The following is a 21,257-nucleotide window of genomic DNA, read 5'->3' as shown; positions in this document are numbered from 1 at the left end:
TTAAACCATGCCAATGCAAGTAAATATCACCGCAAAGGTGAATAGCCAGTCTATTCGCCGAGAGGTGTACAACGGTCGCGATCACATCGTCATCCCCAGCTATACACTCCCGGCAAACGTCATCATGAATAACGAACTCTATCCAGAGTCAGAGATTGATGCGCATTACCAGGGGCTTGAGGGGACACTGGCACCCCTTGGTCACCCCACGGTAAACGGTCAGTTCGTTTCCGCATTCTCCCCTGAAGGAATCAACGTTGGTTATGCCGGGGCGTGGAATCGCAACGTCAAGAAGTCCGGTAATCGCATATACGTTGAAAAATGGGTTGATGTACTAAAGGCCAATGAGAGCGAGAGCGGGCGCGAACTTATCCAGCGTGTTGAGGCCATCGAGCGTGGGGAGGATGTCCCGCCAATCCATACCAGTGTTGCGGTTTTCCGCGACCAGATGCCCGCGACCGAAGAACAGAAAGCCATGGGCGCTAACCACGTTGTGAAGATCCATGCCATGGACCATGACGCAATCCTGCTTCATGAAGTGGGTGCCGCGACTCCTGAGCAGGGGGTCGGCCTGATGGTCAATGCCGACCTTGCTACGCCGATGAAGGTAAATTCTGGCGCCCTGATTGGTGAATCATATCGAGAGCGCGAGCGCCGCCTGGAGAAAGCCGCCCGAGAAAAATTCGCCACCGGACCGGATGATTATGCATGGGTCGCTGACTTTACCGAATCACAGGTAATCATCATCCGAAACGGCGGTGATGCACAGGTGTACGGTTACATCTCTGATGGCGGGAAGATCACATTTGATGATGCCGGTGAAAAAGTCACAAGGCAGGAATCTTGGGTAGCAATCGCAGCCAACAAATTTAAATCACTTTTCACACCGCAGGAACAGCCTGCAGCAAACCACCAAACGGAGGGCGATATGCCTTTGACCAAAGAAGAACTCGACCAGATCGGCAATATCGTCAGCAGCGCCATCGCTGCAAACAACGAAGTGTCGCTAAAGCCGATTACCGAAGCACTGACAGGCATTCAGGCCAATCAGAAAACACTGTCCGACTCCCTGACCGCTAACTCCCGCGCTGAAGAAGCTACCAAACGAGCGGCAGTAGCAGCGGTGCATGGAGAAATCGTTGCAAATGCACTATCTGGCGAAGCGCTTGAAGCAATGCACAAGAGCATCGGATCGCCAGCCCCATTGGGCGCTAACTCAGCAACCAATCAGGCCCCAACTGATGCGCCAGACCCTAAATCTTACTTCGGAGGTGCTGCTTAATGGCACGTTATCGTCGAGTAAATATTGACGGTCAGTCACTGTACAAGACCGAAACACGCGCAACCGCAGCCGCTCTACTTCCGGGTACAGCTGCCGTCATCAACTCAAGCGATCAGTTTGCACAGGCAACAGCATTGCGTGGCCGCATCTACATTATCGATGTTGCATATCACCAGGGCTTGAAGATCACCGAGGCCGTACCGGCTGGTGATTCGGTTGTTGGTAATTACGTGGAGGAAGGTCGCGAACTGGCATTGCTCTGTGTGGCTGGCGCATACAAAAAAGACACCCCTATCAAGTTGGGTACTGCTGGTCAGTTCACCATCGCCACAGCAGATACCGATACGGTGATTGGCTACAGCCAGGACGAGGCGACAATTGCCGCCAGTTCTACCGACTTCATCCGCGTTCGTATGCGCGTTGGCACCGTTGCCGCAGCCTCTGGCGCGTAATCAGGAGAAACAGAATGTATTTTACCGCTGAAACACTGGCAACAAACAGCCGACTGCAGGGTCACTGGAGTGAGTTGTGGGCCAACCGTAATATCTGGAACCAGCACCACGACATGATGGTTAATGCGTATCGCACCAGCATGACTCCTGAAATGCTCGCAGCTAATGCTGTTGGTGGCTTCACTCGCGAATTCTGGGCCGAGCTGGACCGCCAGGTAATTCAGATGCGCGATCAGGAAACTGGCATGGAAATCATCAACGACCTGATGTCCGTTCAGACAATCCTGCCAATCGGCAAGACTGCGAAACTTTACAACGTTACTGGTGATATTGCTGATGACGTTTCGATCAGCATTGATGGTCAGGCACCGTATTCATTCGACCACACTGAATACGACAGCGATGGCGACCCGATTCCAGTATTCACCGCGGGGTACGGTGTAAACTGGCGCCACGCAGCAGGGTTGAGCACAGTCGGCATTGACCTGATGCTGGACTCTCAGGCATCAAAAATGCGTAAGTTCCACAAAAAACGCGTTGCCTACTATCTCAACGGTAATAGCGCAATCTCCGTGCAGGGTTACAAAGCACAGGGACTGAAGAATCACCGGAACACCACCAAAATCAACCTCGGTAGCGGCGCAGGTGGTGCCAACATCGATCTGACAACTGCGACCCCGGCACAGATGCTGGCCTTCTTCGGTCCAACCGGAGCTTTTGGCCTGAATGCTCGCAAAAACAAGGTCACTGCTTATGACAAGCTCTGGGTGAGCGCTGAGATCTGGGCGAACATGTCAAAGCCGTACCTGATTGATATCAACGGCGGCACTAATGCCATGGTAAGCGGCACCATCTTCGATGCTATCTCCAAGTTCATCCCGGCAAAATCCATCCAAATGACTTACGCCCTGACGGGGAACGAGTTCCTGGGCTATGAACGCCGTCAGGATGTGGTTTCTCCGCTGATTGGCATGGCTGTTGGTATCGTTCCGCTGCCTCGCCTGATGCCGCAGAGCAACTACAACAACCAGATCATGTCTGCTGAAGGCATCTCGGTTAAGCGTGATGGTGAAGGCCTGGGCGGTGTTGTTTACGGCGCCGTACTGGCGTAAGGGGGCGGGAATGTCTAAATACGAAGTAATTAAGCCATGGCATGGGGTATCAAAAGGCCAGACCGTTGAGATTGGTGAGTTGCACCCGGCCTTAGCCTCGCATGTTCGCCTTATTGGTAGTGAGTCGGGCGAACTGTCACCTGCAACCCCAGACGCCAAAAGCGAAGGCAAGTCTCGAAAAGAGGTTATTGCCGACCGCCTTACTGAGCTTGGTATTGAGTTCAAAGGTAACCTGGGCGCAGAAAAGCTCTCGGAGCTACTGCCGGATGGCGAACTTGAAAAGCTTTTTCCCGCAGAATAACAGCCGCCGCTAAGGCGGTTTTTTTATGCCCTGTTTCGGCGGGGCTAAGAGGTTTTCATGGTTACCCAGGAACAGGCAAAAGAGTATCTGGAGAGCCAGGGCATCACATTGCCCGACTTCATTCTTGCCGCACTTGTAGAGCAGGCCAACAGCATCCAGGAATGTCTGGATGCTAACTACCCGGCTGCTACTGCGACACTCATTCAGATGTACCTGTTAGGACTGATGGGGCTGGGGCAGGGCGATAAATATATCAGCTCTCAGTCAGCCCCGTCTGGTGCGTCGAGGTCATTCCGATACGGTTCGTTTGCAGATCGATGGAAAGGCTCCCTCGGTCTGCTAAGAGGTCTGGATAAGTTCGGATGCGCCGCATCACTTATTCCTCCAGATCCAACTCAGAAGGCCTTTGCTGGCATCTGGATTGGCAAGGGTAGCTGCATGTGTGGAGGGGAATGATGTCGATACCAGCATCATTGCGCCTTCCTAGAAAATTCCAGCGCGTGTGGGTGAAGACCGATAGCGGGAAGGAAACTACCGGCTATGTGAACGCTGCGGGAGAGTGGCGCATTAACTGCCCGCTTATTGCGGCTGAGAATCCCACTGTCGTGAGCTGGAGGGAGTAGCAATGTCATCTTTAGCCAGTTGGTCATACACGGCTCAGGCGACCATCTGGAAGCCTCTGGGGCTGGATGAGTACGGCGATTCTCTTGGCTGGTCTGAGCCACTGGTAATTGTCTGCGACTATCAGGGCGGCCTGAGCAAGCGGTTTGGGGCGATAGGCGGCGAGAAGGTGGTCAAGAACACTATCTGGACTGAGTACGCACTGGCAGATGCCGGTGATTACATCCTCATTGGTGCGTCGAGCAACCCTGACCCGATCGCAGCAGGCGCCGATGAGGTGATGCAGGCCATTCGGTATGCTGACACATTCGAGCGAACCTCTGACGACTTCGCAATTCTGACAGGAGTCTGATATGGGCGTGAAAGTTAAAGGCATCCGTCAAGCTCAGCAGAACCTCAATCGTCTGGTGGGTGATATTCAGGGCCGTAAAGCGGTGAGGGCGCTGCAGAGCGCTATGATTATCGGCTCATCGCAGGCTGCGCTATACACACCTATCGACACCTCAACGTTAATCAACAGCCAGTATCGCGAGCTCGATATAAAAGGGACGCGGCTAACCGGGCGGGTTGGCTACTCGGCTAACTATGCGGTTTATGTTCACGATCCGAATGTGCCGCAGACCTTCCGCCGGGCTACGGCGCAGAAAGAGTTCCTCACCAAAGGCTTCGAGGATACTCGCGAACTCATCGACCGCACCATTAAAAAGGAGATGTCACTGTGACCCCTCCGATGCACAAGCGCGTGCTGAACTACTTCAATGATGCAGCACTTACTACCGGCTATCTTCCTCAGCTTCTTGTGTGGAATGACACAGGAAAGCTCACCGATAACTTCATGGTTTTCCGTCCTAATGGCGGCGGACCTGTCCGCAACCAGCTTGGCGGTGACTATTACGTTATGGTCGATGTTATCGGTGCGAAAGGTGCCAATGGCGCGGTAGATGAGCGTGTACAGGCGATCATCGATTTCGTTCAGCAAAACCCAATGGTCGACGCTTGCGTTGGCTACCTGGAAAACCTCGGCGGCATTCCTGCCCCCGTCCAAACAACCGAAGGCCGCCTGGTCTATCGGCTTCAGTTTGTTGCCACCTTCGGCAGCTAAATAAACGTCAAAGAGGAATTACCCATGGCAGATTGCCAGAACAGCAACGAACGTTTGTTCGGTGGCGCAGTTGTGCTTGAAGTTGCCGATGGTTGCAGCGACACGCTGCCGCAGGAATCGGAATGGAAAGCGCTGGCCGCCGGAACGAGTAAAGGGTGGGACTTCTCACCAAACACAGTCACTTCTGATGCAGACGATGGCGGCGGCTTTGTCGAGAGTATCATCACCAACTCTGATTTCACCATCAGCTTCGAGGGTGAGGTGCGTAAGAAGGGCAAGCTCGACCAGTACGGCGTAGGCCGCTTCATCAAGTATTTCGCCGCAGAGCTGAAGGCCAGGCGCCAGCCAGGCATCTGGGTTCGCATGGAATACGGTGAAATCACCTTCATTGGCTATATGGTGGTAACGGCGCTGAGTTCTGACGGCGGCACCAATGACATCGTGACATTCACCACTGAGTTCAAAGTGGGTGACGCGACAACCATTCAAGTGCTCGACACTGACGAAACCATCCCAGCTACTGGAGTTACAGTAACCCCGGCAACGGCAAACCTGGTGGTTGGGGCTACGCGCCAGCTTACCGGGGCAGTGCAGCCGACCAATGCCACTGACCGCACCGGATCATGGACAACATCAGACGCAACTAAAGCTACGGTGAGCAATACAGGCCTGGTGACGGCAGTGGCTGCAGGTAGTGCGACTGTTACCTTCACGTCTACCGATGGCGGCTTCACCGGTACCACAGCAGTAACGGTTACTGCTTCGTAACCATTCCAAAGGGCTGGCTTCAGCCCTTAATAATGATTATGGAGACCACATGACGCCGTATAAAGAGATTGGTGAGTGCCTCATAACTGCTGGTGAAGATGAATATTTCTTCCGGCCATCATTCTCCGCAATGAGCCGCATTGGTGAGCCACAGGAGATCGTGCAGGCATTCTATGACCTGCATAACGATGAGGTTACACCGCTGCTTCAGCGAGCCATGGATGCATACGGAACCATCCCCGCATGGTTGCTCGATCATGTGAGCCGCAGGGAGATTGGTAAACCCGCAATTATGGCCGCAATGAGCGTATTGACTGCATGTTGTGAGCGTGACCTGTCTCGGCTAATAGGCGAGATTATCCCCGGCAAGTCTGGCAAATGGACGTTCGTCTGGCGAAAAGGGGCGATGCCACTGAGTGACATGGTTCTCATCGCCCAGTCACTTATCACCCACGGCATAATCGGAAAAGCTAAGGTGCGCCAGCTCCAGCGGCATGAGAGCAACAAAGCTACTACTGAGTTCAACGCCTTCGAATACATCAGCGCCGCACGTAACCACTTCGGCATGAGTCGGGACGAAGCAGAGCAGTTAAGCATGACGGAATTTCAAATGATGCTAGCCGCGAAATATCCCGAGCAGAAAGGCTTTACGCGTGACGAGTACGAAGCCGTGGCAGATGAATATCTTGCCAAGAAGGCCAGAAGACTTTCAAAGGCCAAATGATAGTGAACCGCTTCGGCGGGTTTTTACGCCCGGAGAGAAACAATGGCGACAGTTGACGGTGGAAAGCTGCAGTATGAAATCGAGATAGAAACAGCCAAGCTTATGACTGGTAGTCGTAAAGCTTCTGTAGTGCTTGAGCAGTTAAACAAAAATGCGCAGGCAGCCAGTGGTGGTTTTGACAAAGTAGATTCCTCCGGAAGAAAGGCATCAAGCACGCTTGGTTCGGTTTCTTCCGGGGCAAAAAATGCTGGTGATAACCTATCTTCTGCTGGTCGAGGAGCAGAGCAACTAGGGGGAGGCTTCTCGCGTCTCGCTAGTTTGGTTAAGGGCTACATAACCGTGCAGGCCGCCCTTAAGCTAATTGAAATAGCTGATGACATGACAATGCTGCAGGCGCGAGTAACGCGACTCAGTGGCAGCATGGAGGAGGCTAAAAACACCATGGCATCACTATCCGCGATTGCGGCTAATACAGGCAATAGTCTAGCCAGTACAGAGAAACTTTGGGAAACCCTTACCGCCAGCCTGAAAGAAGCGGGAGCAACTAACGGTCAGGTTCTTATGCTGACCGACACGCTTCAGAAAATTGGTGTGGTTGGTGGATCATCTGCGGAAGAGATGTCGAATGCACTGCGTCAGTTCGGGCAGTCGATAGCCGGTGGCGTTGTACGAGCGGAAGAGTTCAACTCTGTACTGGAGAATATGCCGGAACTGGCGCGACAAATGGCGGCTGGCCTCGGTTTGTCACTTGGGCAGCTGCGTCAGCGTATGCTGGAAGGAAAGCTGACAGCGGAGGATGCACTAAACGCGATCCAGAAGCAGGCTGGCAATGTAAATACTGAATTCGAAAAAATGCCAGTGACGGTGGATCGCGCCAAAAATAGTCTTGATGTCGCCTTCAAAAATATGATTAACGACCTCAATCAGTCTATTGGCTTAACCCAAGAGCTGGCAGGTCTGATGCAGTCTGTTGCCAACAACCTCAACTTTTACAACAAGAATGTGGGAGATTCTTCCCGCATGCCTAAGCTCATCTCCCTCCAAAAAGAGTACAACGAAGAGCTTAGGGACGGGCAACGCTGGTATGAGTCTGACACAATATTTCAGCAGAGAAGGGGGGAGGCAGCCAGCAAGCTCAAACAGGTCGAAGGAGAAATTGCTCATATCCGCGCTAAAGCAGCTAAGGACATGGAGGACTCCAGTAAGCATATAGCAGTAAAGGGCGCTGGCACTGCTAATCCGAAGCAAGATGACCTGATTAAGAAATCACAGCGCCGAATCGAACTTTCAAAGCTCGAAGGAGAGGCACGCGCAAGGCTGCAAGCTCAGTATGACGCAGAAGACGCTGGCATTAAAAGCACCGACCCGCGGGTAAAATCGCTGCAGGACCAATATGCAGAAATTTACCGTAATACTCAGGCACAGAAGACCAACAATGCCGAGGGTAAGAAGTCAGCATCACAAGCAGAGTCGATAGCAGAGAAGCTGGCCGCTTTAAAAGAGCAGGCTGCGCTGTCTGCTGACTCTACAAGAGAATTAAGCCGTGAGCAGGCAATCCTAACAGCGCAGCAATCTCTCGGCAGTGCTGCCACTCAAGATGACATCAAGCTTGCAGGACAGTACGCTGCCGCAAAATGGGATACAGGGAATGCTATCCGCGCTCAGGCCGCCGCAGAGAAGTTGCTGCCAGAAAGCAGAGAAAATGCCAGTTACAGCCAGGATGTTAAGGATCTAAACACGGCGCTTGCTGCAAAGAAAATTAGCCAAGAGCAATACAACGCCACTTCTGAGCAGCTTGAGCAGCAGCACCAAGCTAACCTTGCGAAAATTCGCGCAGACCAGGCCGTTACTCCTCAGCAAGCTGCAGCTGGAACTGTCGACCCGGTGCAGGCACTTGCGAATGAAAATGCTCAGAAACTTGCGCTGATCCAGCAGTTTGAGCAGCAGAAAACAATCACCGAGCAGCAGGGTTTGGCGCTGAGAAATGCAGCCAACACTCAGTATGAAGAGCAAAGAATCGCGGCTCAGTGGGAAATCTGGCGTCAGCAAAGCGCAGGCAATGATGCAGCTGCGGCCGCGTTCGACTCATTCGCAGGAAATGCTTCAAACGCACTGACCGGAATAATCACTGGCAGTATGTCAGCGCAAGACGCCATGCGTTCGCTTGGCTCGACCGTGCTCAACAGCCTGGTCAACTCATTCGTCCAGATGGGGGTGGAGTGGGTTAAGTCAGCCGTGACTGGGGCTGCTGCTCAAACGACAGCTGTTGCCACTACCACAGCGGCCTCGGTTGCCGGAACGGCTACCACAACGGCAGCGAGTACAGCCGCGGCAGCCACTACGACGGCTGCGTGGACTCCCGCCGCGATAGTTGCCTCGATAGCATCATTTGGTACTGCAGCAGCTATTGGTCTGGGGGCAGTTCTTGGAGTGCTGGCAACCGGGATCGCTGGAAAAAGGAAAAACGGTGGGCCTGTCAGTGCTGGCTCAATGTACCAAGTGGGCGAGGGTGGAATGCCTGAAATCTACCAGGCAAGCAGCGGTAAGCAGTACATGATACCTGGCGATAATGGTTCAGTTATCAGCAACAAGGATATGCAAGGTGGTGGAATCACGATCATCAATAATATTGAGAACTATTCCAGCAATGCAACTGTAGATACACAAGCAACATCAGACGGTAACGGTAATGTCACTATACAGACTATTGTCACTGATATTGCCAACGGTGGTGAGATAAGTCAGGCTATTTCTAATTTTCACAGCGCCCCAAGAAGGGCAAGAGGATGATATGAAAAAAAACGCCACCGAAATAGCGAATTTAGAACCAGGAAAGGAGATAAAATTTGGTGCAAACAGACCACTAAGTTTTCGCATTACAACTATTGGGGGAAGCATCATTGAATGTGTAATTCCATCAAGCGAGTATCTTATCGTAACCAATGGTGGCGACCTGACTTCGTTCGACATTAATTATCATGATGATGATTCTTGTTTAAGAGGTATTTCTGACTGAATTGGAGTAATAATGATTGCCTATCCTGAATGGCTTCCGCTCGCACAGAAGAGCGGCAAATCTCCCAGCACCGATACAGGCTTCAGGACAGAGACTCCCCAGGTAGGTCCGCCAATTTTTCAGAAGCTCACTGACGACCTGAAGACTACTTTCAGCCTGACGTGGATTTTCACCCGTGACCAGCACCGGGCGTTTATGCAGTGGCTGCGCAGCCCAAACTACCTCGATAACGGAAACCAGTGGTTCACGATGCGCCTGGGGACCGGATCGGGAGATACAGGATTAGAGGTGCAGGAGCTTCATTTTACTGCATACCCAACCTGGAGCCAGTCCGGCAGCATCTATACATGGACGGGTAGCGTTATCTGCAGGCAGCTGAACAATTCGGACGATGAGTACGACGATATTATCGTCGAACTGCCGCCGCCGTGGGCCAGCTGGCTCGATATCATCGTGACCGGCTACCCGGACAATCGCGACCCCGAATCACTACCGAGATTACCCTGATGCCGACATTACGCGAGATAAGAGCGAGGCGGCCCAATCGCATTCAGTACGAAACCATCACGTTTTATCACTCCACATTCGGCTATGTCAGCATCGTCAACAACCAGGTATTTCCGAAAAACATCGCGGGCAGCGAATACTTGCCGTGCCGTTTCGAGCTGACAGAGAGCCAGCAGAGCAGCACCCCGGTAATCGACAGCACGCTTAAATTCAGCCGCCTCGCGCAGGATTTCAAGCAAAGGCTGAAGGCCTGGAAGAGCTATGCGCGCATTGAGCCAATCACCGCGACATATGCACTTTATGACGCAGATATGCGCACGCTGCTTAAGAAATGGCGGCTGTATGTGAGTGACTGCAACATGGATGGCAGTGATGTGAATGTGTCTCTGTCGATGACAAACCCGTTGAACAAAAATGTGGGGAGGCCCTATGACCCAGCAGACTGGCCCGGCCTGCAAATCGGCTAGTGAATTCGCGGCACGCATGATCGGGGTGCCGTGGCGCAACCGCGCCTGCACTTTCGACGCATGCGACTGCTGGGGCCTGGTCGTGATGTTTTATCGCCATGTGGAAGGCCGTGAAATACACCACTCGGCGGGATATGAGGCCGACAGCGATTTCATCACCTGTTTCGCCGATGAGGTCATCCACTGGTGTAGCGTGGCGGGTCCAGAGGAGGGGGGCATCTTCATTGCGTATGACGGAGATCGCCCGGCGCACATCGGCGTGATAGTCGATGGCCGTGCGCTTCACAGTCGTGGAGAGAACGGCGCCGTTCGCAGCGATCGCCTGGCCGCAGTTGAGCGGATGTTTACAAAATTGGAGTACAAGGCCTATGCCGCTGATTGAGTTACAGAGAGTGCCCGGCACGCCGCGCGAGAGATTTAGCGTTGCCGCTGGCACGCTGCTTTCCGAATGGCTGCTGAATGCCGACACGCACAGCGATGTTGTTGTCGTTTTCAACGGGCGGGAGCTGGGCCCGGATGACGAGGTAGGATTTGCGCTGCTTGAGGGTGACAGGGTGCAGGTTTTCGACCAGCCCAAAGGCGTGATCGGCGATGTGCTAAGTCCTATTTTCAAAGTAGTCAGCAAGGTTTTCAGCTTCCTGATGCCCAAACAGTCATTTTCTGTAGCGGACAGCAACAGTAAGGAATCGCCGAATAATAAGCTGACCGGACAGACGAATGTGGCGCGCACGTATCAGGCCCGGCCGGACGTTTACGGTCAGGTGCGGGCTTACCCGGACCTCATTCAGCAGTCCATGTTCGAGTTCATCGATAACGTCAAATACGTGACGGAGTGGATGAATTTCGGCCTGGGTAAATACACCGTCGAGAGCGTGCGCTACTCAGAATCAACGCTCGGTTCTCTGGCGGGCGCTTCGTATCAGGTATTCGGCCCGGGTGAAGTTATTCCGGTGATTTATGAAGGGTTCGAATTCGATGACGTTGACGGCCAGGAGATACCCGGACCGAATGAAAGTGGCGAATTCCCCGCTTACTCCGCGACAGCCAACACTGTAGTTTCCGGCCAGTTCTCCGGCGGGCAGGTCTCAATGAAAATCGTACTGCAGTCACAGTTCGACTACTTCTACAATCTGAGCAAGCCCCACGCAGTAACGTTTGTCATCAACGTGTCCTACAACACCGCAAGCGGCCCGGTGACGCGTGACATCACGCTGAATGCCGACCTGTTCAATGCCACAATTACCGATAATGGCGCCACGATTAATCCCGTGCGTTATTACAATTTCTTCTTCAACAACCTTAGCGGCAGCGATGCGCAAACCACGCCATCGAATGCAACGATTAACACCACAAAATTCGTGCTCAATGACAACCAGCCCCTGGTTGTCGGCCCGTTTTTTGCTCCGGTCGAGGGTGGCCAACTGTGGGTTCATTTCCAGGCGCAACTCGGCGACGGTGACTATGCGAATTACTCAGGGACCATCTGGAAAGTTGACGCTGATAACAACCCGGTAGCCGGGACTACGCAGAATTTCTCCGGCGGACTCAGCAACAACAGTGGCGGATCGGACACAATTTACCGCACTGTGAAAATCACGCCAGCGGCTGGATATGGGCGCTATGCAGTGCAGGTCTATCGGACCAACAACAGTAACGATACCAGCGTGCTGCAGCTGAGCGAGGTTCATATTGTCAGGGTGAGAAATAATGAGGTGCATCCTGATGACACGCTTGTGCGGGTGACGGTCAGGGCCACCGAGCAGGCAACTGGCGTGCGAGACCGAAAATACAACGCTCTCATTACCCGGCACACTATCAGCTACAGCATGACGACGCGTACGGTTGATTACACCCTGCGGCCGTCCCGGTCATTTGCCGATGCGCTGGCTCACCAGTGGCTGGTTATTGGCGGGGAGGATGAAAGCTCAATTGACCTTTATGGCCTGTATCAGATAGCAGGTTCATTGCCGGATCCGCGCCTGGGGTACTTTGACTATACCTTCGACGACGAGGATATCTCGCTCGGAAACCGGGCGGAAACCACGTGTAACGTAGCGCGTGTGGTTGCTTTTTGGGAGGATGCCGTGCTCTCGTTCGTTCGCGATCAGCGCGTACAGTATCCGGCGACCACCTTTAACCGCTCTAACATGGTCGCTGACGAGTATAAATTGTCCTACTCAATGACCATGCCAGGCGGCTATGACGGCGTGGAAATTGAGTATGTAAGCCCTTCAACAAACAAGAAAACCTATATCCGGTACCGGGTTACTTCAACCGGCATTGTGAAAGAGGCTGCCAAGAATCCCCTCAAAATCTCTCTGAATGGTTCACGGAATGAGTACCAGGCCAATGACCGGGCGCTGGTTGAGGTCAATAAGCTGGTGCACTCGCGCGGCAAGATGAGCTGCAAAACGCTGGCTGACGGCCAGTATGTGTCCGTCGGGGATATGGTGCAGGTGCCGGACACTTACGACACCAATCAACAGTCAGGATATGTTGTGCGCCGGGCAGGGAATGACTTTGACACGAGCGAGGCTATCACATTTAGCGGCCAGATGTTCGTCACCGTCACTGACAGCCTTGGTCGCACGTCAGAGCGTTATCCCGCGACAATGAGGCCAGATACACGCTTCGGTTTTACCGCAGCCCTACCGGATATTAGCCTCAATATTTACGACGGGTACAGCGTGCAATCGCCATCACGCTATGTCATTGCGACGCAGCAGGAGATGGATGCAACGCTCTGGAAAGTTGACGACAAGAAGCCCAATGCCGACGGAACGACATCATTCACGCTGTCGGAGTACAGCGATCTGATTTACCCCTAAAAGCAAGCCCGCTCAGGTGGGCTTTTTGTTGATGTGTCGTGATCACTTAATTAGAGCTGCTAGCCCGGCAGTTGTAACCGTCTGGACGACAGTCTTGAGTGACTCCGTCGTCAGCTCAGACAGCTTAGACTTTGCCTTCTCTTTCTCCGCATCGTTCATACCTGAAAGGGCGATGAGGTCTTCAAGCACAACCACGGCATCGCGGTGGAACTTGATGGTTTGAACGTTCAGGATTGCGCTCAGACCTCCATCATCCCGTATAAAATCAATCCCTTTATGGGTTATCTTTGTAAGCGAATCAATTGTCATAGGTATGCGACGGGCCAATTCAGAACTGACTTTAGTCTCAATCAGACCATGATCAGACAGATACAATATGTTTGCTGTGAAATTTTCTTTACCCCCAAAGCCTTCAACGAATTCGGTTAGAGAACGACTGTCAGCTGTGGCCGGGTAAATGTCACATAAGTACTGCAGCAATCTTCTTTGGATGGTTCTATCGAATTTGTCCATATGTTTTCTTTCCAGCGAGATATTTTTGACATCGATAGCCCACTCAGGTGGGCTTTTTGTAGGTATCTGGACGCGGAACTCCTAGGGCTTCGTAATCGACATTTGCATCAAGAAATGCCTGAACGTCATAACCAGTTTGCTTCCTTACCAAAGCCTTTATCAACATAACCTGCTCTTTGTAAAGCTGTATGGATTCGGCTTGTAATTTCATTGATTCAACTAGCTGATTTATTGTTTCATGCAGTCCATCAATCACCTGTGAATTTTTACCCCGAACCTCTCCAGACTGCTCTCCCAAAGCCGATTCAAGCAAGGATACAACTTCAGAGTTAACAGACCGCCCGTTAGCTGCGGCGCTTTCTTGAATTTTAATTTTTAGCTCTTCAGGTAACCGAATACCTAAAGGAGCGATTGCACTTGCACCTTTCATAACCACACCCTTATACATATCTTCTACATAATGTAGTGGAAATGTCGTTGACAATCTACGCTCATGATGTAGCATTGGTTGCTACATTATGTAGTGATTGGGAGAGTTCATGTATCAAGTTAAAGATATCCCTCCAACAGGAGTGCGGTTACCGCCATGTCTGAAAGAAATCTTAAAGTCAGCGGCAAGAAATGAAGGTCGATCATTGAACAGTGAGCTTATAAAGCGCCTAGAGAAGAGCTTAAAGCAGGATGGGCTTCTTGAAACATAAAAACGACGAAGCCCCAACTGCTAGAACAGTCAGGGCCTCTATTTGTTAACCCAACTTGCGGAAGAATTAACATGAACAGTATAGCAATTATTGAAGCAGTAAACACCACCTCTTTACCATTCCATGGCCAGCACATCATCACCGCAATGGCGGCGGGCGTGGCTTATGTGGCAATGAAGCCTATTGTCGAGAACATTGGTCTTGCTTGGGGTGCTCAGCAGCAAAAACTCATGCAAAACAAGGATAAGTTCAACTATATCGATATCAATATGGTTGCCGGAGATTTGAAAAAACGCATGATGGGATGCATCCCGCTGAAGAAGCTAAACGGTTGGCTGTTCAGTATCAACCCAGCGAAGGTGCGCGACGACATTCGCGATCGTTTGGTGCGCTATCAGGAAGAATGCTTCACCGCTCTGCACGACTACTGGACCAAAGGCGCTGCCATCCGCAAGCCGGAGACAACCGTTGATGATCGCACACCGCTGCGTGGCATCGTCAACCGCATCATGGGTAAGTACGGCATGACCTATCAGGCGGTTTACAAGCTGGTTCACAAAGAGTTCGGCGTTAAGCATATCGACGAGCTGTCAGCAAAGCAGACTGCTGAGGCAGTGGAGTATCTGGCCGGGAAAGTCATTGAAGGTGAGTTCGTTGGGAAGGAATCACTTCCGACTAAAGCAACCAAACAGTTCAGCGACGAGGAAGTGGTGAATCTCTGCTACATGCAATTGTGGATGGAGAAGGCGCAACAGGCTGGCAAACAGGTTTACCCGGCTATGAAGCAGCTGCGCTCAGAGTTCTCAGGATTCTTCTACGACCTGGCGCATGAGACGCGCTTCTTCACGCAGGGGACCAAAGAGGCTCTTTTGCGAGAGGCTGCAAACTTGGACAAGGCTGAAAGGTCAGTAGTGAACGCTGAAGGCATGTTCAGGAAATTACGCGATACAAGGGGGATTCACTGATTGGCGTATGGGATGGCGCAAAAAGAAAAACCAGCAGGGTCTAGCTGCTGGCTATCAGGTGTCAAATAAAACTTCGAGGTCTAAATGACTAAACTTACTGTAGCAAAACAAAGATCTGCTGTCACTAAAATGTCGAGCCGTGAGATTGCAAAATTGACTGGGAAGCAGCATAAGCATGTACTGGAAGATTGTCGCAAGATGTTTGAAGCGCTCAATTTTCAATCGGCCGAGTTTTCGGCTGATTACCAAGATGGTAAAGGGCGCACCTACCAAGAGTATTGGCTAGACCAAGACCTGACTCTCACCCTAATGACTGGCTACAGCATTCCGCTGCGTCACAAGGTGGCAACCCGCTGGCGTCAGCTTGAGTCTGGTGAGGTTCTGCCGCAAAAGTCTAAGTCGCACTTGCCTGAGTATCGTCGCGCTCGCGCCATTAAGATGGAAGTTGAGGCAATGAGCATGGCGCTTTCATTCATGCCCAAGCTGAGCGACGTGGCAAAGCAGACTGCGATGGCCCGCGCGGTGAATGATGCGGCCGGGATTGAGCTTTTGCCGCTGCCTAAGATGGAGGAGCATTACCATACAGCTAGCGAGGTTGGCGATATGCTCGGGGTATCAGCACAGAAGATTGGCCGCATCGCCAATCTTAATGACCTGAAGACTGACCAGTACGGAATTTTCGTAATGGATAAGTCAGCCTACAGCAGTAAGCAGGTTGAAGCATTCCGCTACAACGCAGAAGGTATCAAGGCGCTACGACATCTGATTCACGGCGCCGACGTTGCATAATTAGAAACACCACCAATAAGCCCGCACTCGCGGGCATTCAAAACCACCACAACGATAACGCTGATTTCAGCGTCGAATCCTCATGGGAAAATTATGGCTACCACACCAACGCAAGACGCCGTACCGTCCGAATCACCTCGCGACCTAAAATTCAACGCGGGGAAAATTGACGAGTTTGTCACCTCTCTGGCGCTTAAATATGCTGACAGATTTGGAGGCGAACACTACACCATTGAGGGCCTGCGCTGGCTGGCACAGCAGGCTATCGCACAATACGGATGGATCCCGGTGGGAACCTTCCAGGCTGGTTCCACCATTACCCTGCCGAATCAGATTTTGAAAGACACAACAGACGGAGAGTATTACCGCTGGGACGGTGCTCTGCCGAAAATTGTGGCAGCAGGTTCAACGCCAGCATCTGCAGGCGGAACTGGAACGGGAGCCTGGCTATCGATTGGGGATGCCACACTCCGCTCGTGGGTGAACAGCAATATCTCCATCAACTTCAACAGCGTGACCGATATGATCGCCGGCAAAGCCATATCGGGTAATACCATCCCACTGATTAACGGAATGGTAGCGGTGACTTTCGCTAATCAGTACGGCGTGAAGCAGGAATCAAAATGGCTGATTTCGACAGTAAAAGACACCACGACTTACTCTGTGAGCCTTGGTAATGGAGGGTTTGCTAACCTTATCTGCCGCGCAGATATGAACTATGCTGAGTTTGCATTTGGCGGTACAGCAGCTCAGAACGTGGCAGCAGTCGATGAAGGAAACCGTGTAGCTCGCGCACAGGCTATCGTTCGCAGCCTGTCATTCCCTGCTGGCATTTATCAGATTGGCGCTTTCACGCTGGATGTTGATAAGCGTGCGTTCCGGTTCTGGGGTGCTGGATGGGATAGCACGATGCTGGTATCTACCACCTCTGGTATCTCGATGCACCATCTCGGCATTGACCCTCGCGACCGCAACAGGGACAAATTGCACTTCTACCAAGAGGTAGGCGGCTTCATGCTGGACGGAAATATTGACGGCAATGGCGCCAGCGCAGCATCTCGAAGCGTCTGTACAGCCCATTATGCAAAATTGAGCTATAAATCAGTTGGTCATCGCTGGTCTAACATCGATATATGTGCATTGGTAGTACATTGGACTGGTCTTACGGGTTCCCGCACTAACGGGGCAACTGTTACGCAATACGGCCTGCGTGCTCGGTATAACTCAATCAAACTGGATGGATATATTGGAGGGGCATCGACTACAGTGGCGTGTGCTATTGGAGGTCCGAGAACAACTCTTGCAGCAGCTGCAAGTGCAGGATCTACAACTATTACCGTAGCGTCGGCAACTGGATTTACTATTTTTGACATCATTGAAATACAGGGCGGGACAACTCTTGAAGCTCCATACATAATAGGGATATCAGGTAATATTCTAACCTTAGATAAGCCATTATCTAGTTCTCATACAAATGGCTCTGCTGTTTTAGTACCTGTTATAGGAACATCGTTAACTGGAACAGTAGAAGTTGGGCAACTGCAAGTGTGGAATTCAGGTGCGACAGAAATACATGGTTTGTATGCTGAGGAATCTAGGGTGTTTATTTATGGCTATGTCGATGGACTTGACATTCATGGTGCGTCGTTCGCTCAAGCAAATCCTTCTGTTACTATAGACTCTGGAATTGACAGAAGGTCCAGCATAAAGATTTCAGGAATAACTAATGAGTTCACAATTGCAGTTAACATTAACGAAAGAACAACAATGTCAGTAAACGACAACATTGATTTATACAACTGGCCTGAGGTAGACATTAGTCAAAATCTGCATTCCCTGCAGGGGATATACGTTAATGGTAGGTATATTTTCAAGTCAATAAAAACTGAGAGGTTCTATGATAGCTCTCAGACACCTAACTCAATAACAAGTTTTAAATTTACTGGGTTATCTACATCACAAAGTTCACCTGGGGCTACAGAGGTTCTTAGGTTCACCCAAGATAGTTCAATGAAAGGATACGATGGACATACATTTAATCTGAGTGCAACTGTAAGAAGGGCAACCGGCCTTACAGGATATCTGGAGAGAAAAGGGCAAACCTCAATAATCGGTTCAGCCATTTCTGACACCCCGGCCGCAAGCTATAAAACGCTTAACAACTACTTTAGTCCAGTTTCTGGTCTTGATATTCTCTTTGGTAGCAATACAGGAAGGGCTGGCATGACGCTGAGAGGGGAGGATGCGGGTGGGCAAGGTGTTAAGGTAATAGTTTCGGGAGAAGTCACTAACGTTATTTAAGTTCTTGCTGATTCTGAGTAAAGAAACAGTTATGATCTGTGAAAAATCATAACTGAGGCTATCGATTTGAAATTTCGCAAGGATATTAATGGGTTAAGGGCTATAGCTGTTCTTTCAGTAGTTCTTTATCACTTCGGAGTGCCAGGGTTTGGCGGTGGTTTTGCTGGGGTTGATGTTTTTTTCGTCATCTCTGGATTTTTGATGACAGGGATCATACTGACAAGAGCTGAAAACGGCACTTTTAATCTGGCTGAATTCTACCTTGAAAGGGCTAGGAGAATTATTCCAGCCCTTGCTGTTCTGTGCATGTCGGTTTTAGCATTTGGGTGGTTTTATTTGATACCAACAGATTTTAATACTCTAGCATCACATGTTCAGTCTAGTGTTTTATTTTATTCAAACATAGATTATTTTCATAACATAAACTATTTTGATTCTTCATCAAAAGAGAAATGGCTGTTGCACACTTGGTCACTTTCTGTTGAGTGGCAGTTTTATATAATATATCCAATTTTAATAATGCTTTTAAGAAAGGTTGTTTCTGAGAGAAATATGCCATTCATACTAGCATTTTTTATGCTGGCTTCTCTAATTGCATCCTGCCATATGGTTAGTGTAAATAAATCTTCAGCATTTTACTTGCTTTACTATCGAGCTTGGGAAATGCTGGCTGGAGGTGCTATTTTTAGCATTTCCTCTATAATAAAGATTAAGAGAGCTAGAGAGTTTAAATTTTTAGGTATTTTGTTGGTTATGGGCTCTGTAATACTATTCAATAACATGAGCTCATGGCCGGGTATAAATGCAGTTATTCCGGTTTTTGGTGGGGCTATATTTATATTGGGATGTAGCTCTAATTTTTTTATAACAGATAATGTTGTATTTCAGTACATTGGTAAAATATCTTATTCAGTTTATCTTTGGCACTGGCCTATTTTTGTTTATATTAATTTCATGGGCTTTGATGGTAGTACCTATGTTATTTCTGCTATTGCTCTGTCTTTTTTAATTGGTAGCCTCTCTTATCACTTAGTTGAAAGGCCTTCGATAAATATTTTAAAGAAAAATTCGACTTATAAATATAGAGAGTTGATATTTTGTTTTGTTGTGGTTTTTATTCCATATAAAGTTTCAGCATATGTGCTAAGTGATAGCGGAGTTCCTTCAAGATTTCCCTTTGCTCTCATTACTCCATCGCAGTTAGCTAAGGAGAGGGCACGGTATTGGGTTGATGGGGATAAACTGCACCCAATTCCTAAGAATGGTGAAAAGAAGATAATAATCATTGGAAATTCTCACGGCGTCGATTTGACATATGCACTTGTTGAGAATGGATTAAAAGGTGAAATTAGCTACCTGAGGACGACAAATTTATGTAGTAATTTTGGATACACACCAAACTCCACGGCTGATATTAAGCACTGTGATAAAGTCTTGGATAGCGTGTTAAGTTTCAAGGGGATAAAAGATGCTGATATCATAATTATGCACGACAACTGGAAGGTGGTTGATATTGGTGATACCAATAAAATTCTTCGTGAGTTGAGAAGTAGGACTGATTCGCCAATTTATGTTGTTGGGCCTAAGATGGATTTTGAGATGTCAGCTTCAGAAATTGTAGTTGAAGCTATGAAAAATAAAAGCGTAAACCCTAGCATGGTAAATAAATTTGCGGAAAGATATTATGATGTGAGTAGGTTTTCTTTGAATACAGATCTAATAAACTTTTTCGCAAATTCTGGTCTTGATAAATTTAACATATTTTATATTGACGCGTTGCGCGCACAATGCGGAGTAGAGCAAAAATGCGAAATAATATCGGAAGATAAGAAATTTGAGTATTTTGACACAAATCATTTTACTCTTGAAGGGTCGACTATCTTTGGAAGGAATCTTAAAAAAATCTATCCTGAGCTATTCTGATTAACTACCCGCACATGCGGGTTTTGCTCTTACCAATCATCATCCTGACAATTTTCCCTGCTAACCCGGTTAAGTATGGCGCTTCCGTGCGCCATCGCCATCACTGGCGACTAAGCAACTCTTTCACGCCGTGCTCGCTGAGCTTATCAAGCATTAGCGCTCCGGTGCTTTCCTGATTTTGTAGTTCCATAAGTTTGTGGCGCATATCGTTAAGCAGCGGTTCGATTGCTCCGCGCTTGCGAACGACCTTGCTAATAACCTGCTTCTCGAAGTCATAGAATGCAGCATGCACAGCTGATGTTATTTTCATGATTCGGCGGCACTCTTCGCCCAGTACAGGCAAGTCTTCTACAGAGAAAGGCTGCGGAGATGGTCGCCCGGTGGCAGAGCGTAGGCAGTACCAGACTCCAGCATTCCATGCCTGATCGAACTTCATTCCATTTGTCATCAGCCACACAAGGCGCTTTAGGTTTCCCATATCGGCAGGGGAAAGAGGTTCGGATTGCGGCTGCTTTTCATAACGACCAGTTTTACGGATCGTTGGCAGCACTTCGTTAAACACCCAATCCTGGAACTGTTTTGCTTCTGGCTTGTTGCTTCGGAAGATGACGCGGTACAGGTTCGGTTCGTTGACGAATGTCAGTTGCTGCTTGCCGCCATCGGTAGGGATTACATTTTTTGTAACCCCTTTGATATCCATCTGAAAGCGCGATGGACTGGCAACTGCAACAGATAATACATCGCACACATCTTTAAGGCAGAACCAAGGTTCACCGCCGATCACTTGGATGCGTATGTCATGGGATTCTTGAAATGAAAAAGATACATGATGGTTAGCTAATGCTGACATAGTAATGACCTCGTGTTAGTGAGACTTACACCACC

24 protein-coding genes are annotated in these 21,257 nt (G+C 50.0%); 21 read left to right on the top strand and 3 right to left on the bottom strand.

Annotated features, from left to right (window positions below; translation table 11 throughout):
* Positions 1 to 7 precede the first annotated feature (7 nt).
* The 16 genes from QLG07_RS12835 (at position 8) to QLG07_RS12760 (ending at position 13,180) form a co-directional block, all read left to right on the top strand.
* The gene (locus QLG07_RS12835) at positions 8 to 1,282 is read left to right on the top strand and encodes a hypothetical protein (RefSeq protein WP_282469361.1); all 1,275 of its coding nucleotides are present in this window, start codon (positions 8 to 10) and stop codon (positions 1,280 to 1,282) included.
* Complete coding sequence (locus QLG07_RS12830) at positions 1,282 to 1,734, top strand: hypothetical protein (protein WP_282469360.1); 453 nt, start codon at positions 1,282 to 1,284, stop codon at positions 1,732 to 1,734. The genes QLG07_RS12835 and QLG07_RS12830 overlap by 1 nt, the downstream gene beginning before the upstream one ends.
* Before the next feature lie 14 nt (positions 1,735 to 1,748).
* A complete protein-coding gene (locus QLG07_RS12825; RefSeq protein ID WP_282469359.1) occupies positions 1,749 to 2,846 on the top strand; it encodes a major capsid protein in 1,098 nt (365 codons plus the stop codon).
* Positions 2,847 to 2,856: 10 nt separating this feature from the next.
* Complete coding sequence (locus QLG07_RS12820; protein ID WP_282469358.1) at positions 2,857 to 3,147, top strand: hypothetical protein; 291 nt, start codon at positions 2,857 to 2,859, stop codon at positions 3,145 to 3,147.
* Positions 3,148 to 3,204: 57 nt separating this feature from the next.
* Positions 3,205 to 3,603, top strand: coding sequence for a hypothetical protein (locus tag QLG07_RS12815; RefSeq protein ID WP_282469357.1), 399 nt, complete (start codon positions 3,205 to 3,207; stop codon positions 3,601 to 3,603).
* Positions 3,604 to 3,772: 169 nt separating this feature from the next.
* Positions 3,773 to 4,120: a hypothetical protein gene (locus QLG07_RS12810; protein WP_282469356.1), complete on the top strand. Its 348-nt coding sequence runs from the start codon at positions 3,773 to 3,775 to the stop codon at positions 4,118 to 4,120.
* A gap of 1 nt (position 4,121) precedes the next feature.
* Positions 4,122 to 4,490, top strand: coding sequence for an HK97 gp10 family phage protein (locus QLG07_RS12805; RefSeq protein WP_282469355.1), 369 nt, complete (start codon positions 4,122 to 4,124; stop codon positions 4,488 to 4,490).
* Positions 4,487 to 4,870: a hypothetical protein gene (locus QLG07_RS12800; protein WP_282469354.1), complete on the top strand. Its 384-nt coding sequence runs from the start codon at positions 4,487 to 4,489 to the stop codon at positions 4,868 to 4,870. Before QLG07_RS12805 ends, QLG07_RS12800 begins: the two co-directional genes overlap by 4 nt.
* Before the next feature lie 24 nt (positions 4,871 to 4,894).
* The gene (locus tag QLG07_RS12795) at positions 4,895 to 5,638 is read left to right on the top strand and encodes an Ig-like domain-containing protein (protein ID WP_282469353.1); all 744 of its coding nucleotides are present in this window, start codon (positions 4,895 to 4,897) and stop codon (positions 5,636 to 5,638) included.
* Positions 5,639 to 5,687: 49 nt separating this feature from the next.
* Complete coding sequence (locus QLG07_RS12790) at positions 5,688 to 6,362, top strand: DUF6246 family protein (RefSeq protein ID WP_282469352.1); 675 nt, start codon at positions 5,688 to 5,690, stop codon at positions 6,360 to 6,362.
* A gap of 42 nt (positions 6,363 to 6,404) precedes the next feature.
* Positions 6,405 to 9,152 (top strand): tape measure protein, encoded by a 2,748-nt coding sequence (locus QLG07_RS12785; protein ID WP_282469351.1) that lies wholly within the window; start codon positions 6,405 to 6,407, stop codon positions 9,150 to 9,152.
* A gap of 1 nt (position 9,153) precedes the next feature.
* The gene (locus QLG07_RS12780) at positions 9,154 to 9,378 is read left to right on the top strand and encodes a hypothetical protein (protein WP_282469350.1); all 225 of its coding nucleotides are present in this window, start codon (positions 9,154 to 9,156) and stop codon (positions 9,376 to 9,378) included.
* Positions 9,379 to 9,390: 12 nt separating this feature from the next.
* Positions 9,391 to 9,885, top strand: a complete 495-nt coding sequence (locus tag QLG07_RS12775; protein ID WP_282469349.1) for a hypothetical protein — start codon at positions 9,391 to 9,393, stop codon at positions 9,883 to 9,885.
* Positions 9,885 to 10,352, top strand: coding sequence for a hypothetical protein (locus tag QLG07_RS12770; protein ID WP_282469348.1), 468 nt, complete (start codon positions 9,885 to 9,887; stop codon positions 10,350 to 10,352). Before QLG07_RS12775 ends, QLG07_RS12770 begins: the two co-directional genes overlap by 1 nt.
* Complete coding sequence (locus QLG07_RS12765; RefSeq protein ID WP_282469347.1) at positions 10,315 to 10,734, top strand: NlpC/P60 family protein; 420 nt, start codon at positions 10,315 to 10,317, stop codon at positions 10,732 to 10,734. The genes QLG07_RS12770 and QLG07_RS12765 overlap by 38 nt, the downstream gene beginning before the upstream one ends.
* The gene (locus QLG07_RS12760) at positions 10,721 to 13,180 is read left to right on the top strand and encodes a host specificity factor TipJ family phage tail protein (protein ID WP_282469346.1); all 2,460 of its coding nucleotides are present in this window, start codon (positions 10,721 to 10,723) and stop codon (positions 13,178 to 13,180) included. Before QLG07_RS12765 ends, QLG07_RS12760 begins: the two co-directional genes overlap by 14 nt.
* Before the next feature lie 42 nt (positions 13,181 to 13,222).
* On the opposite strand, the gene QLG07_RS12755 is transcribed toward QLG07_RS12760, so the two are convergent.
* On the bottom strand, positions 13,223 to 13,693 hold the full coding sequence (locus QLG07_RS12755; RefSeq protein ID WP_282469345.1) for a hypothetical protein: 471 nt from the start codon (positions 13,691 to 13,693) through the stop codon (positions 13,223 to 13,225).
* Positions 13,694 to 13,736: 43 nt separating this feature from the next.
* Positions 13,737 to 14,123, bottom strand: coding sequence for an Arc family DNA-binding protein (locus tag QLG07_RS12750; protein ID WP_282469344.1), 387 nt, complete (start codon positions 14,121 to 14,123; stop codon positions 13,737 to 13,739).
* Between the two features lie 109 nt (positions 14,124 to 14,232).
* On the opposite strand from QLG07_RS12750, the gene QLG07_RS12745 reads away from it, so the two are divergent.
* The 5 genes from QLG07_RS12745 (at position 14,233) to QLG07_RS12725 (ending at position 20,372) form a co-directional block, all read left to right on the top strand.
* Positions 14,233 to 14,394: an Arc family DNA-binding protein gene (locus tag QLG07_RS12745; RefSeq protein WP_282469343.1), complete on the top strand. Its 162-nt coding sequence runs from the start codon at positions 14,233 to 14,235 to the stop codon at positions 14,392 to 14,394.
* A gap of 71 nt (positions 14,395 to 14,465) precedes the next feature.
* Positions 14,466 to 15,359, top strand: a complete 894-nt coding sequence (locus tag QLG07_RS12740) for a phage antirepressor N-terminal domain-containing protein (RefSeq protein ID WP_282469342.1) — start codon at positions 14,466 to 14,468, stop codon at positions 15,357 to 15,359.
* An 84-nt stretch (positions 15,360 to 15,443) separates the two neighbouring features.
* Positions 15,444 to 16,148 (top strand): Rha family transcriptional regulator, encoded by a 705-nt coding sequence (locus QLG07_RS12735; RefSeq protein ID WP_282469341.1) that lies wholly within the window; start codon positions 15,444 to 15,446, stop codon positions 16,146 to 16,148.
* 93 nt (positions 16,149 to 16,241) lie between these two features.
* Positions 16,242 to 18,449 carry a hypothetical protein gene (locus tag QLG07_RS12730; protein WP_282469340.1) on the top strand — a complete coding sequence of 736 codons (2,208 nt, stop codon included), beginning with the start codon at positions 16,242 to 16,244 and terminating at the stop codon, positions 18,447 to 18,449.
* A 66-nt stretch (positions 18,450 to 18,515) separates the two neighbouring features.
* Positions 18,516 to 20,372, top strand: coding sequence for an acyltransferase family protein (locus tag QLG07_RS12725; RefSeq protein ID WP_282469339.1), 1,857 nt, complete (start codon positions 18,516 to 18,518; stop codon positions 20,370 to 20,372).
* Between the two features lie 100 nt (positions 20,373 to 20,472).
* On the opposite strand, the gene QLG07_RS12720 is transcribed toward QLG07_RS12725, so the two are convergent.
* On the bottom strand, positions 20,473 to 21,222 hold the full coding sequence (locus QLG07_RS12720; protein WP_282469338.1) for a BRO family protein: 750 nt from the start codon (positions 21,220 to 21,222) through the stop codon (positions 20,473 to 20,475).
* Between the last annotated feature and the right edge of the window lie 35 nt (positions 21,223 to 21,257).

This window comes from Erwinia sp. V90_4, from assembly GCF_029967685.1.
Taxonomy (GTDB): Bacteria; Pseudomonadota; Gammaproteobacteria; order Enterobacterales; family Enterobacteriaceae; genus Erwinia; species Erwinia aphidicola.
The sequence above is the reverse complement of the archived record's forward strand: the minus strand, read 5'-3'. Positions and strand labels throughout refer to the sequence as shown.

Bases quoted from the DNA above. Each gene is read 5' to 3' on its own strand.
- QLG07_RS12835 (WP_282469361.1), top strand. From the start codon at position 8: ATGCCAATGCAAGTAAATATCACCGCAAAGGTGAATAGCCAGTCTATT.
- QLG07_RS12830 (WP_282469360.1), top strand. From the start codon at position 1,282: ATGGCACGTTATCGTCGAGTAAATATTGACGGTCAGTCACTGTACAAG.
- QLG07_RS12825 (WP_282469359.1), top strand. From the start codon at position 1,749: ATGTATTTTACCGCTGAAACACTGGCAACAAACAGCCGACTGCAGGGT.
- QLG07_RS12820 (WP_282469358.1), top strand. From the start codon at position 2,857: ATGTCTAAATACGAAGTAATTAAGCCATGGCATGGGGTATCAAAAGGC.
- QLG07_RS12815 (WP_282469357.1), top strand. From the start codon at position 3,205: ATGGTTACCCAGGAACAGGCAAAAGAGTATCTGGAGAGCCAGGGCATC.
- QLG07_RS12810 (WP_282469356.1), top strand. From the start codon at position 3,773: ATGTCATCTTTAGCCAGTTGGTCATACACGGCTCAGGCGACCATCTGG.
- QLG07_RS12805 (WP_282469355.1), top strand. From the start codon at position 4,122: ATGGGCGTGAAAGTTAAAGGCATCCGTCAAGCTCAGCAGAACCTCAAT.
- QLG07_RS12795 (WP_282469353.1), top strand. From the start codon at position 4,895: ATGGCAGATTGCCAGAACAGCAACGAACGTTTGTTCGGTGGCGCAGTT.
- QLG07_RS12790 (WP_282469352.1), top strand. From the start codon at position 5,688: ATGACGCCGTATAAAGAGATTGGTGAGTGCCTCATAACTGCTGGTGAA.
- QLG07_RS12785 (WP_282469351.1), top strand. From the start codon at position 6,405: ATGGCGACAGTTGACGGTGGAAAGCTGCAGTATGAAATCGAGATAGAA.
- QLG07_RS12780 (WP_282469350.1), top strand. From the start codon at position 9,154: ATGAAAAAAAACGCCACCGAAATAGCGAATTTAGAACCAGGAAAGGAG.
- QLG07_RS12775 (WP_282469349.1), top strand. From the start codon at position 9,391: ATGATTGCCTATCCTGAATGGCTTCCGCTCGCACAGAAGAGCGGCAAA.
- QLG07_RS12770 (WP_282469348.1), top strand. From the start codon at position 9,885: ATGCCGACATTACGCGAGATAAGAGCGAGGCGGCCCAATCGCATTCAG.
- QLG07_RS12765 (WP_282469347.1), top strand. From the start codon at position 10,315: ATGACCCAGCAGACTGGCCCGGCCTGCAAATCGGCTAGTGAATTCGCG.
- QLG07_RS12760 (WP_282469346.1), top strand. From the start codon at position 10,721: ATGCCGCTGATTGAGTTACAGAGAGTGCCCGGCACGCCGCGCGAGAGA.
- QLG07_RS12755 (WP_282469345.1), bottom strand. From the start codon at position 13,693: ATGGACAAATTCGATAGAACCATCCAAAGAAGATTGCTGCAGTACTTA.
- QLG07_RS12750 (WP_282469344.1), bottom strand. From the start codon at position 14,123: ATGAAAGGTGCAAGTGCAATCGCTCCTTTAGGTATTCGGTTACCTGAA.
- QLG07_RS12745 (WP_282469343.1), top strand. From the start codon at position 14,233: ATGTATCAAGTTAAAGATATCCCTCCAACAGGAGTGCGGTTACCGCCA.
- QLG07_RS12740 (WP_282469342.1), top strand. From the start codon at position 14,466: ATGAACAGTATAGCAATTATTGAAGCAGTAAACACCACCTCTTTACCA.
- QLG07_RS12735 (WP_282469341.1), top strand. From the start codon at position 15,444: ATGACTAAACTTACTGTAGCAAAACAAAGATCTGCTGTCACTAAAATG.
- QLG07_RS12730 (WP_282469340.1), top strand. From the start codon at position 16,242: ATGGCTACCACACCAACGCAAGACGCCGTACCGTCCGAATCACCTCGC.
- QLG07_RS12720 (WP_282469338.1), bottom strand. From the start codon at position 21,222: ATGTCAGCATTAGCTAACCATCATGTATCTTTTTCATTTCAAGAATCC.